The 13,008-nt window shown below is 38.7% G+C and carries 6 protein-coding genes; 4 read left to right on the top strand and 2 right to left on the bottom strand.

All coding sequences use genetic code 11. The features are described from left to right. Position 1: 1 nt before the first annotated feature. Positions 2-1,357 carry a class II 3-deoxy-7-phosphoheptulonate synthase gene (locus BB427_RS05205; protein WP_069019171.1) on the bottom strand — a complete coding sequence of 452 codons (1,356 nt, stop codon included), beginning with the start codon at positions 1,355-1,357 and terminating at the stop codon, positions 2-4. Between the two features lie 2,464 nt (positions 1,358-3,821). Between BB427_RS05205 and BB427_RS05195 the strand changes: the two genes are divergently transcribed. Beyond that, positions 3,822-4,688, top strand: a complete 867-nt coding sequence (locus BB427_RS05195) for a DNA replication terminus site-binding protein (protein ID WP_069019169.1) — start codon at positions 3,822-3,824, stop codon at positions 4,686-4,688. A gap of 803 nt (positions 4,689-5,491) precedes the next feature. Here the strand turns inward: BB427_RS05195 and BB427_RS05190 are convergent. Next, positions 5,492-6,706, bottom strand: a complete 1,215-nt coding sequence (locus BB427_RS05190) for a hypothetical protein (RefSeq protein ID WP_017216875.1) — start codon at positions 6,704-6,706, stop codon at positions 5,492-5,494. A 702-nt stretch (positions 6,707-7,408) separates the two neighbouring features. Here BB427_RS05190 and BB427_RS05185 point away from each other — a divergent pair. From BB427_RS05185 to BB427_RS05175, 3 genes are all read left to right on the top strand, one after another. Next, positions 7,409-8,641, top strand: coding sequence for an AAA family ATPase (locus BB427_RS05185; RefSeq protein WP_017216876.1), 1,233 nt, complete (start codon positions 7,409-7,411; stop codon positions 8,639-8,641). A gap of 13 nt (positions 8,642-8,654) precedes the next feature. Next, on the top strand, positions 8,655-9,617 hold the full coding sequence (locus BB427_RS05180; protein ID WP_069019168.1) for a ParB N-terminal domain-containing protein: 963 nt from the start codon (positions 8,655-8,657) through the stop codon (positions 9,615-9,617). 170 nt (positions 9,618-9,787) lie between these two features. Further along, positions 9,788-12,880 carry a DEAD/DEAH box helicase gene (locus BB427_RS05175; protein ID WP_069019167.1) on the top strand — a complete coding sequence of 1,031 codons (3,093 nt, stop codon included), beginning with the start codon at positions 9,788-9,790 and terminating at the stop codon, positions 12,878-12,880. Positions 12,881-13,008 lie beyond the last annotated feature (128 nt).

Here is a 13,008-nt window from a genome sequence, read left to right as displayed (position 1 = left end):
TTTATACTGTTTTACGAGCGTCTTTTAGTAGATCAGCAACTAAAAATCCTAGCTCTAAAACTTGGTCTGCGTTTAGACGCGGATCACACTGGGTGCGGTAACGCTGAGATAAGTCTTCGTCTGATAGACCATAGGCACCACCAACACACTCAGTGACGTGTTGCCCTGTCATTTCTAAGTGCACACCGCCAGGGTAGCTACCCTCCGCTTTATGCACTGCGAAGAACTGACTGATTTCTCTTAGGATATTGTTAAAGCTACGTGTCTTATATCCAGTCGTCGCTTTTTCAGTGTTTCCGTGCATCGGATCCGAAGTCCAAATAACTTTGCGGCCTTCTTCTTGAATTCTGCGAACTAATTTAGGGAGTTTTTCCGGCAACACATCTGCACCCATGCGAGTGATAAGTGTTAGACGACCAGGAATATCATCAGGGTTAAGCGCATCGACAAGCTTAATTAACTCATCTTCTTGCATCCCTGGGCCAACTTTTACGCCAATTGGATTTTTAATACCACGGAAAAATTCGATATGTGCGTGATCTAATTGACGCGTACGTTCACCAATCCAAACAAAGTGAGCAGAACAATCGTACCAATCCCCCGATAAGTGGTCTCGTCTAGTTAACGCTTCTTCATAACCTAACAATAGCGCTTCGTGTGAGGTATAAAGCGGAGTTTCCTTCAGGCTTGGTGCTACTGTTGAATCGATGCCACAAACTTCCATAAACTCAAGTGCTTCTTGAATACGCTCTGCGAGTTGTTGAAATTTGTCTTTTAACGGATTTGCAGCTACGAAACTCATATTCCAGCGATTTACCTGATGCAGATCAGCAAGGCCACCCTGCGCAAACGCGCGAAGTAGGTTAAGTGTTGCTGCTGACTGATGATATGCTTTCATCAATCTATCAGGATCTGGGATACGCGCTTCTTCCGTAAACTCAAAACTATTAACGATATCACCACGGTATGAAGGTAAAGAAACACCATCAATAGTCTCAAAATCTGAAGAACGGGGCTTAGCATACTGCCCTGCCATTCTAGCAATTTTTACTACCGGGCATTTACCGCCATATGTTAATACGACAGCCATTTGCAAAAGTGTCTTGAACGTATCACGAATATTAGCGGCACTAAAATCTGAAAACGATTCTGCGCAATCACCACCTTGCAATATAAAAGCTTTACCTTCGCAAACATCTGCTAGGCTTTTATACAAGCTTCGCGTCTCTTCTGCAAAAACGAGCGGTGGTGCTGAATTTAGTTCTTTTTCAACTGATTTTAACTTCTCTGAATTTGGGTATTCAGGTTGCTGCAAGATAGGTTTATCTCTCCAGCTATTTGGGCTCCAATTAGCCATTGTATTTTCCTCATTCCAATATGTGTTACCACCATTGAACAGTACCCCAAGCCCCCTTATTCATCAAGGAAAAACTTTAGTTTGTTTTCACTAAAGAACACATCATACTAATGTTAGTTTAATAATATGAAGCTTTAGCTAAAACTGTTCAAGAAATTTAACAAAGTATTGTACTTCTTGAGATATGGTGGTTTTTAATACATCTTTTCAGCTTGCAAAAAAAGCAGACCTAAAGTTGGCGACTATCAGACTTGGAAGATCTGATCTTTAAATCGCTATAATGAGTATCATCACGCATTTTGAGTGAATTGAAGACCCTGAAACCTATACCAGTATCAAATATAATCTTGTCGACGTCTTGTTTTTCACTTTGAGTGTCTTGATTAGTTGCGCTGACGAATGGAAGTCAATTGAAGAGTTTGTGAGCTAGCGGAATCCCACCCTACTGCTTCAGCAAATCTTCTGACAAAGCATTTATATACAAAGACGACACACTGACCTTAGCTTACTGTTATGTTAAATTGATGTTTGTTTAAGTTCAGACTAGTAAATTCATTGGGTAGTGACTCGTCGTATTTTATGAGTAGGAAGGAAGCAAGAAAAAATGAGTCTATAGTGATTGCTATGAGCACTAATCATATGTGCTATATAGTTTTTGGAAGTATTAACACGTATAGGTACTTCCAACAGCCAACTCCTCCAATAAGAACTCAATGCTGAAAAATTGGGGAGATTTATCTTTAGTGATCTGGGTTATTAAAATAAATTTTCCTGATTAAGCTATCTTATTGAAACGGCGAGACCTCGCCGGCCAATCTAGCACTCAATAGATAAAAATAAAACTCTACTGTCAAAAAGGTGGTATTGATTACGTAGTACTACTGAGTTTACTCTTGCCCCTCATTCTTTTCTTGATATCTTAACACAACGACTTTTATTCTTACAGATAGTCACTTTGCCTAATATAATTAGGCATAAGGTTACTCGCTTAATAGCTATTTTCATTTCCAAAACTCTCGCTAGTTTCTGGCCAGTTAATTTCAGAGATATTTTTCCGTGAACAGTTAGCTAATCTAGCTTGACTCGTTCGCAAACAAGTTGTTCAGACGCTTGAAAAGATCTCTGTCTACTTTGCTCGTTGACGATCAGACCATGAATTCATGGTGTAAAAACTATATGATATTTAAATAATAAAAGCACAGGAGCTGTGTCTTCTATCTACTCGTGTTTTTCCGTTATTTTAACTTCGCTACAAAACGAGTACGGCATAGACATTAGTTATTCCGGCGAAGTTTGAATAATAGTAAGCAATCTGAAGTAGCTGGTTTAGTTATTATAAAGTTAGTACTAGCGTTGCAATTCCGAACTGAGCATATGCATGAAGCAAAAGAAACTTGTACTATAACCGTCTTCGTGTTTTAGTCAGGTACGACTGCAAAAGTGCGGATGTTACTCGAAGATTCATAGCCAAGAAAAGGAGTGGTACGGTTGTTCTCTTTGAAAGTGCAAAATTAAACTCAGTGTTCTACTCTATAATTTAGCCAATCCCTTTAAAGGATCCCAAATGATGCTTATTGCAAAGTGAGTACACACTTACTAACCATCTCTCATCTTCCCTTTCCGGCCTAACTAGAATTTATCAAACCTTCATGCCTACGGAAAAGTGCTCGGTCGAAACAAAATAAGTGAACACTTACTATTGCTTTTAACGACTAAGATCTTGAACAAGAAGAAGACTCTGTCAGTATCAAAAGTTGACTTTAATTTATAAAAAAGCGTATTATCGCGAGGGACTTCAAGGAACACATCATACATTTTGAATGATTTATATAAAATCAATACCGAATTTAAACATTAATCAAAAAGCTGATAAGTAGCGTTGTCATTCTGAGTGATTACTAGCCACCGCTATTAAATGACTATTGCCCGTTAAGAACTCCTTCCAAAATTTATCAACATCCAATTTTATAGGAGAAATCCAAAAAAATTTGATATAATTTTGCCTACCCATAAAGAACACATCATACAAAGATAGGTAAAACAATCTCAGCTCCACAAAACTAATTAGCAATTTCATCAAGACAACATAGAATCATTTTCCTATTTTAAAATTCACTAACTGATATTTTATTTCTCAAAAAAACCTAGACGCTCCGAATAAAATCTTAATAAGTGAAAATAAATATGAGCTATCAGAGTATTTCTGATATAATTTGAATATACCTCAGAGAACACATCATACTTATGAGATAGATAAACGTATGCATCATCACAAAATACCCAAGCTACTTGATCAAATAACTAAGTCTCAACACTGATCTTCTAAAACGGATATCTAGCTTAATTTAGCAAACGGCAAGTGATATGGTTAGTTTGTTCCATTAGGGACTAATAGTAAAATCGCTTAGCGAGATTTCATTCTTTTTGATATAATATAAAAGAGATAATAAGAACACATCATACAATGAATAAATTTAATATACGTTCAACTTTCGATATTCTTAACGAACATATTAATCAGCTATGCCATGAACTGACTGAAGCCGATATAAAAAAGGCAACTTTTTATGAACTGCCTGATATAAAAAAACAAGATGAAGAAACCGCTCCAACAAATATAGCAGTTACAAAAATAGAAGGTGAAAAAGCACTTTCTAAATGTTTAGATGCTTATCGCGATCTCTATTTAAACGACCGCGAAAGCGGAAAGTTGTTGCAAAGGTTCCCAGGTCTTTTGTTAGTTAATGACCCTAAAGACGTTATCAAGTCTAGGGTGAATGCTGTGAATCTTGCCAAAGAAAATTTTAAAAATGCTATTCTGGAAATTTCTAACAATGATGCCAGATTCGAAGCTGTTCATAGTGCAGTTCCTAACTTAATGACTTTGGCTGCCTATCGAAAAATACATAGCGAGTCCGAAGCTCCCTATTCCGTTCGATTTACCTGGATGAAAAAACATGCAACCAGAGTTTTGAGTAAAGAACTTGCTATGGAGATGTTGAATCGCTCTTCACTATATTCAAATCCGAGGATGATAGATCAGGAAAAGTGGCAACAACTAGTAGAACAAGAAAAATATAGAGTTTCTAGTCTATCAGAAAATGCTAAGCTCAGAATTAGAAGGCCAACCCGAGTAACGCCTGAGGTGAATGTAAGATATACAGCTCAGAATCGCTATCATGTGAGTGCCGCACTTCCATTTATACTCTTTAACCCGAATCCAGACACTAAACTTGGAGAGCTAAGTCATTTTACACAAAAAGATGATCATCCAAGAAAGCGAGAGTACAACTTTCTAGTCGATAGAATTTATTTAGAAAGATTTGAGTAATAAGAAGGTAATTCATACGGAATCTAAAGATAGTACGCAATTTAACATAATCTTGTTAAATTAGTATAGTCCATGGCAAGTACTAACTGAGTAGTCCTCATTATAGTACGATGTGTTCTATCTATTTTAAAACTTATAGCAATTAACTTGATTAAGTGATCTCTTTTGAGGCGAAGAAAATTTTGTCGATAACACCATTGCTGCGCCAGCTATCCCAAAGGTACTTACATCCATGTAGGCAAGGCGGAAATCTTGCTATTTAGTTGTTCTAAATGAGAAATTTTTAACGCAGTTAGCATCAGATTTGCTCCTTCAAATTGAACAAGTATCAAGACTAATTGGTATTATAAGACTTTGATGAAATCGTTATCTTCACAGATTAAGTACTAAATTTCTTCAGGTTAAATTTTGATTTATCATTAAATTTTAAGCTCTGAAATAGCTTATCGACCACGGACTCGTATCTAGAAATCACTAATAAATTAACTACTATCGGATAACAAATTTTTTCTATTCGATTGTTCTAAATAGGAAAATTTCAATTATTGATATACTTGTTCCCTCTCCCAAGGATTAAAAATTAATTTGATCCGCTGATGTAGTTCAAGATTTATTGATGTCAGTATTTTTTCATCGCAGAAAATTTTTAAGAAGGCTTTTAGCTCTTTAGACTGCATCGTTTTTAAGAATTAGGTAGTGAGCAATTTCGGTCGGGAAGTACCCTCAGTTGGGATAGAAATTAGCTTTGATATCAAAGTTCTTTATTTTGGCTAGAAATACCATTCTAGCCAAAATAAGAAATCTTATTTTTTAACGATTTCTTCTAATGTATCTTCATCAATTACTTCGACATTTTCAACGATACGCTTTCCACCTTGAATTTCGATACGTTTATGGTGTTTATTGAGCGCCAATATCTCGTCACAGAATTGAGCAGATGGGTGCATTTCGTACACATAATCAACGATTTTTCCGGACTTTTCATCCTTAACATTTGAAATATTGTATTCGGATATCGCCCCTTTCTCGATTAAATCTTTCATTGTTGTGGTCATATCACGACGAAGTGCCTTCAATTTATTCTCTGTAATTTCATCATCAGAATAAATTGAGCCGTATTTTTCCATAATTGAAATTAGGCGAAAATGATAAGTTTTACCTGGAGCTGCGTAACGCCATAGATGATACAAACGTAGCATCATCCAACGAGATAAACCACGTTTTAACTCTTGAGCACTGTTGAAGTAATAACCTTTATACTCCAAGTTATCGATCATGTTATGAACAAATGCATTTAAACATGCAACACATTTTATGTTCCCGCCCTGTCCTTTTTTGCCACTAAAGTGTAGCGACGACAGAAAGTTCATGTTTGATTCGTAAAATGAATCATCAATACTTGGGTTTTTGGTATCTGTAGCCGTATATTTGAACGAAAGTTTAGAACCTTGAAGGGCTTCCAAAGATTCCTTAATTTGTGGATAAGGCATTGATTGGCCAACAGCTTTTAATTCTTGAGCAAGCTCGTTCATCGAAAAAATAACTGCGTATTGAATACCGGACTTAAAATTTATTTTAACAATCTTGCCTTTGGAAGCTAGACGGATCAGCGCACGCTCAACCTTTTCTTCTCGGTCAGATGGCCAAACTAAAAACTCTTCGTCATCACCATCTTTTTTAGTACTAACAACAGCAGGCGTAATTTTTATCTCACCTTCGTATAGAATACCATCTACTTTTTCAGATATTTTCCTCGTTACGATCGTTTTTTTAGGCGCTTCTTCTAACGGTAATTTTTTATGTCCCGAACGAACAAAGCGTCCCCATAAATCGTAATGATTAAAGGTGTTAGAATAAGCTCTTAACCCATGGGCAGCATTTTCTAAAGATACTCGAACATCTTTATTATCCGTAAACAACGCCAAACTTTCGTTATCGATTGCACTTTCTACACCATGGATCTGTCCACGAAGTGAATCGGGCAAATTGTCAACAGAGATGTTCACCTTCCGGCTCATTGTTTTACTTCCAAATTTTCATGACGTCTAATAACAACATATTCGACAGAAAAAGTTAATGATTAAAGTTAGTAAAAAAGTGATCCGAAGTAACTTTTTTTGTTAGGATCATTTTTTTACTAACTAGGGGCTATTTTCAGATCAAGCTTTTACTAACAGAGGTGAAATTAACGCTGAAAAACCTTTGTTTAAGGCCTATTTAGCGGAATTACAACGACAAACCAGACGTCCTTGTGGAAAACTCTACTATTAATTAGTAAAGATCTGATCTATGCTAGGTAGAGATCAGATCTATACATACCTTAAAGTACTTGATCTTATACCATCTGTGCATAACTATTTGATCTTACTTAGTAAAAAATTGATCTCCACCACCGCATCTGTGAACAATTCTGTGCATAAGCTGTTTATATATATCTTTTTAAAATAGTAGTTAGTAAAATTTCGATCTCGGAGTTATAAGAGATCTGATCTTAACCTAGTAAAAAGTAGATCTATAGAAATTAAAAAAAATGATGTAAAACAGTTAGATAGGTTATAATTTCGGTGCCTTAGCCTTTAATACCTATATATTTAACCATATCTAAACTTTCTTATTTATACTTAGATGTAAATCAAAATTACAAATGTCTTTGTTTTTTTGTGTTTACAGCAAAATATATGGACATTATAATAATCGTTATCAAATAAAGGATAATGTGTATGTCTATAAATAACAATGCGCTATCAACGTACCGGCTCTTAAAAGCTACAGCAGAAGTAGCAGAACAATCACTTGCTGGTCGTATTCAACATTATAGAGCTCATCTTAAAACTGAAGAAAAAGAGCTTAGAACTTACACGCAAAAAGCTGCCGCAGATCTACTTGGTGTAAATAATAGAACACTCAAAAGACGTCATGACCAAGGTGACTTTGATACCATCAATATAAAGAAAGGCGCAAACGGTCATTATGCATACACATTAGCAAATATCTTTGCGATGGCAGATGTTCTCGGGGTAAATGCTGATCAACGAAAGTCTAGCGATAAATTACAAGTCATTGTGATTAATAGTTTGAAAGGCGGTTGTGGTAAAACAACAAGTTTGGTGAATATCGCAGCAGCACTAGCTACAACTAACATTAAGCGCTATCGCATCGGGATCATTGATCTTGATCCACAAGGATCGTCATCAAGCTTTTTTCCATCTAATGATCATGAACCGATCACAGTTGGCGATCTGATGAGAGATTGCATTGAATTAGATGAAGGTGAAACATGGAAAGATCTTGTCTCTAATTCATTCCAAGAAACCCACATTCCAAATATTCGCGTATTACCTTCTGGTATGGATGACTTTTACTTTGAACACGAAACAGCAACAGAGCTAAAAGAAAGTTCAAGCTACGAGAAGACACGCCATTATCATAAGCTTAAAGAGAAGGTTATAGAGCCCGTACAAGACGAGTTTGATATTATCCTAGTAGATACCGCACCTTCACTTAATTTTATGTTCTATAACGCATTGATGGCGTCTACAGCTATGTTAATACCTGTACACCCGGAGGCCGTAGACTTCGACGCTAATAATAAATACCTGAAGCGTCTTGGTGAGATATACCATACCGTTGCTGCTCTTGGTCACGAAGGCTGGGACTTTATGCAATTTTTAGTCACTAACTATGTTAAAGGCAACCATTCTCAGCGTGATATCGTTAAAGACGTACGTAGTGCTTTTGGCCGTCAAGTAATGAGCTACCCAATCAATCACAGCTCTGCAATTACAGCGAGCTCTTCATCGTTTAACACTATTTTTGACCAAAAGACTTCAGACAGTTTGGCAAGTCGTGAAGCATTGCTAAAAGCGCAAGAAAATATCAAAGACGTGGTTGATGAATTAGAGATGCTGATCCGTTCAAATTGGCCTTCAACACAATCCTCGCTAGCAGAATAAAAAGGTATTAATAATGGCTAGAAAACGTAAAAATGACACACGAATAGATCCTTTTGCTACTGCGGTTGAAGGTAGTAGCCTCGACGATCTTTTAGATCAGGCTAAAGTAGGCGATGTGGTTACTATGCCTGCGCCAAGCGATCCGACAAAAACTATAGTACTGACTTGTGAAGTAGTGCCGTTTAGCGAAATTGAGAGTAAAACCACAGTTTATGGGCAGAATCGCCGCGAGCAATCCTTATTAAGCGAAAAAGCGGTCGCAGATATATTACCTGCCATTAAAAAAGACAAGCGAAATCTCCACCCTGCCCTATGCTGGCAACACAATGGCAAACTTCACGTTTTATCAGGCTCAAGACGCCGTAAAGCCTGTTTGCTGGCCGAAGCAGATTACGTGGTGTTGAGCTCGAAAGACTTTAGTGACGAAGATGCAAAAACATTAGCGGTATCTTCCGATCAATACATCGCCCCGAGCCTTTGGGAATTGGGCAAAGCCTATTTTGATACTAAGCATAACTTGATCGAACAAGGCCAAAAAGGATCGTATCGAGAAATCGCTGCCGTGGAAGGTGTTTCTCACACAGCTATCGCAGACGCATTGAAAGCTTATGAAAGCATTCCGGTCGAAGTATTGCAGTTGTATCCAACGGCGAATCATTTAGGCCGTGAAGCGGCTAAAAAGCTCATCACTGCGAAACAAGAACAACCTGAGCAGTTTTCAGAGCAAATTGCTGCACTTAAAGCGCAAGATTTTATGACTGAAGAGATGTCAGATGAGAAACGTGCTGTTCAGATCACCAAATTCTTGACTACTTTCGGAAGTAGCGACTCACGTGTTGAATCCATGCTAGAGAACGACTACATTCGAGTACAAAGAAATCTTAAAAGCGGTGATGTTACCGTGAAAATAGATAATCGAGTATTGACTGATAAGCGTTTGGAACAACTGCAAAAATTACTTAGCAGTTATAATTAAGGTTCGTTCAAAAATTGCCGCGTTGGTTGAATTATCAAGCAACTCGGCGCTTTTTCTAGTCAGTTGACCTCCAACCAGTCCTTTTTTAGCGAATTTCTCGCATTTCTCTCTTTAGCTCAAATCACTAATTTCATATACTGGCTTTTTATTTTAATTTTGACGTGCACTTAATGTCTTCGCAGTTATCTAAAGAGCAACTTTTCGCCTTATTTGAAGAAATCAAACAGGAGCAGGCTAATCAATTTCCTTTGTCGGAACGTTTTCTTCGTCAGTACTTCAATTCAGCTTTACTTGCGAAAGCTAAGGAGTATTTGAAAGACGAACAAGTCTGCTACCTTCAACACAGCGAAAACTTTGCGCAAATCGACGCGCAGGTATTGGGAAATTACGGCAATACCTTCACTCAGCACATCAAAATAAACCAATCACAAGGTACCGTTTCGGTCGAAGCAAACTGCTCTTGTTCAAATAATCCTAAATGTCGGCACATTGCCGCGGTATTGCTCAAACTTAAAATCGAACATTCTGGTGGCTTTGGTGAGGCTTATTTGGTTAATGACTGGTTTAATGAACTCGGGCAGTTGCAGCAAGTCGATAAAGCAGACGCGGAAAACGTCTTACTCTTTGTGTTAGAGCCTCGAGCAAACGAAGTCCTTGTAAGTCCTAAGGTATCGCCAAATCGGCCCGATGGTGTTTACCCCTTAGGTCGAGTGTTAACCGAGCAGCAGCTTAACAGTCAGGTCGCTCCTGCTGGTTTATTAGAAAACGATTTTCGCTTATTTAGCTGGATCCGCTCGCAAAATACACCGGGTCATTTTGAGCTATTTGGCGCCTGGGGCTTTAATGCACTCACACAACTTGTACATACCCATCGCTGTTTTTATCGTAACCAGCGCCAACCTTTGGAGCTTGGGCATAAGCAAACGCTAGATTTTTACTGGCATCAAGAAGGCAATGAATACCAACTTAAAAGCCGCCTAGCGAATGTTGAACACTGGCGCTTGATTAAAACCGAACCTCCGGTGTATCTAGATACTGAAAACTTGGTCGTCGGCCGAATTGAGTCAGAGCTTACCGCGCAGGAAATCGCCCACCTTCATACTATGCCTACCATCACGGCTGAAAAGCTAGAGCAGGTAATAGCACGTTTCCAAGATATCTTTACCGATGATGTTATTGCGCCTCCTGCAGGGTTTTCGCAGTTAGCGAGTAAGCAATCTAATGTTGCTAAGCTTATAAAACTAGATAGGCCAAATAAAATTCGCTTTGCAATTGAGCCACTTGGAAAAGGTGCGACGAAAAAGCAGTTAGCACGGCTGGAGCAGGTACTCACAGGTCTGGGCTTTGTCCATGAGGGCGACGAATTTTTATTACCAACTGAGGATGGCGTTGAAGTCCATTGGTTTAACCGGGAGATCAGGCCGCTTTTACAGGGTAAACGTTGGATTGTTGACGAGCTGCCAAGCAATGGCCTCGTTGTTACACCTAAAGTGCTGTTAAGCCTTAAACGAGATAAGCAACATCATGTGCTCGGAAAGGTGATGTTAGATGACAAGCCCGTTACGCTCAACTGGGATAAGCATCCGGTTCATGAGCTTAACAACCTCGCCCATGAATATCGCTACGTCGAAATCGGCGAGCAGTTCTATGCCATTAGCAAATCCATATTTGATGAATTGCTGGAGCTGAAATCTCGTTTTAGTTATTACCTTTCGAGCTCACAATTTAAGTTTCCGTTGTCGTATGCCAAAAAACTGTTTGAATTGACTCATATTCATGCCGACTCAGACGATCAAAAGCTACTTGAGTATCTCGCTGAGCTAGATAAACCGATAGAAAATCTTGACGTGATCCCAGCCAGTGAAGGACAGAGCTTTACCTTACGAGATTATCAAGTGCAAGGTGTTAACTGGCTTAAGTTTCTTAATCGTCATCAGTTAGGTGGCATTTTGGCCGATGATATGGGCCTTGGAAAAACGCTTCAGGTAATTGCTTACTTTATTTCTCAGCACAATACGCTGGTGACACAACCAAGTTTAATTGTCTGTCCGACGAGTTTAGTGGGGAACTGGCGTGACGAATTTAAACGTTTCGCACCGCATCTACCTCTCACTATTATTCATGGCTCCAATAGAGAGGAAGCACTCACTAACTTGTCAGGTGCACGATTTATTCTAACGACGTATCCGCTACTTAAGCGCGATGTGGCGTATTATAAAGGGCTTGATTTTGATTCTATTGTGTTGGATGAGGCGCAATATATTAAAAACGAAAGCGCACAAATATCTAAATGCGTAAAGAGCCTATCCGCGCGTTTCAAACTTTGTTTAAGCGGCACACCGGTAGAGAACAATTTACTCGAGCTTAAATCGCTGCTCGATTTTGTCATGCCTGATGTGTTGGGTACTAAGCAGCAGTTTAAGCAACACTTCCAGATCCCAATTGAAAAAGAACAAGATCGCCCTAGAGCTCGAGAACTCAGATCGCTGATCGCACCTTTTATTCTTCGTCGTACCAAAGCTGAGGTAGTGAAAGAGCTACCCAATAAGACAGAACTCATCAAAGAATTAGAGTTCTCTGATGAACAACATAAGCTATATCAGGGTGTTCAGCACCAAGTAGAAAGCAAATTGCTCAATCTATTTCAGGAGCAAGGCGTTGAAAGAAGCAAGCTGGCGTTCCTCGATGCCTTGTTAAAGTTACGTCAGATCTGCTGTCACCCACAATTGGTTGATAAATCACTGACCGATCAACATGGCGCTAAATTTGAGTGGCTCGCACAACACCTGCCTGTGCTACTCAGTGAGGGCCGTAAGATAATTATCTTCAGCCAGTTCACCAGCGTGTTAGATCTCATTGCTGAGCAGTGCCAGCAGCAACAATTGAAATACACCATGCTGACAGGGCAGACAAGGCAACGGGATAAAGCTATTGAGGCGTTTACCCAAGGTAAATGCAATGTCTTTTTGATAAGCCTAAAAGCTGGGGGAACTGGTTTGAATTTGACTCAAGCTGATACGGTTATCCATTTCGACCCTTGGTGGAATCCTGCGGTAGAAAATCAAGCAACAGATCGCGCCTATCGTATCGGTCAAGATAAGCCGGTGTTCGTGTACAAGTTGATTATGGCGAATTCTATCGAAGAGAAAGTGTTTAAGATGCAGCGCGATAAGCAAGCCCTTGTTGACGCCCTATTTGCTGAGTCTGGTGTCAATCTTGGTCAGTTTGATGAGTCGCAAATGCTAGCGCTGATAAAAAATTAAAAATAATTTGGAACTAACCAACAAAGGTGAAGGTCTATTATAGTGCTTGTTGTGACATTGTTGAAACAGTAGGCATATGTTGATTTTCCCCCTTTGTTACTGATTGTAATAAGCCAGCTTAATTAAGT

This window comes from Pseudoalteromonas sp. BMB (assembly GCF_001709235.1).
Taxonomy (GTDB): domain Bacteria; phylum Pseudomonadota; class Gammaproteobacteria; order Enterobacterales; family Alteromonadaceae; genus Pseudoalteromonas; species Pseudoalteromonas maricaloris.
This window is presented reverse-complemented; position numbering and strand designations above follow the sequence as displayed.

Bases quoted from the DNA above. Each gene is read 5' to 3' on its own strand.
- BB427_RS05205 (WP_069019171.1), bottom strand. From the start codon at position 1,357: ATGGCTAATTGGAGCCCAAATAGCTGGAGAGATAAACCTATCTTGCAG.
- BB427_RS05195 (WP_069019169.1), top strand. From the start codon at position 3,822: ATGAATAAATTTAATATACGTTCAACTTTCGATATTCTTAACGAACAT.
- BB427_RS05190 (WP_017216875.1), bottom strand. From the start codon at position 6,706: ATGAGCCGGAAGGTGAACATCTCTGTTGACAATTTGCCCGATTCACTT.
- BB427_RS05185 (WP_017216876.1), top strand. From the start codon at position 7,409: ATGTCTATAAATAACAATGCGCTATCAACGTACCGGCTCTTAAAAGCT.
- BB427_RS05180 (WP_069019168.1), top strand. From the start codon at position 8,655: ATGGCTAGAAAACGTAAAAATGACACACGAATAGATCCTTTTGCTACT.
- BB427_RS05175 (WP_069019167.1), top strand. From the start codon at position 9,788: ATGTCTTCGCAGTTATCTAAAGAGCAACTTTTCGCCTTATTTGAAGAA.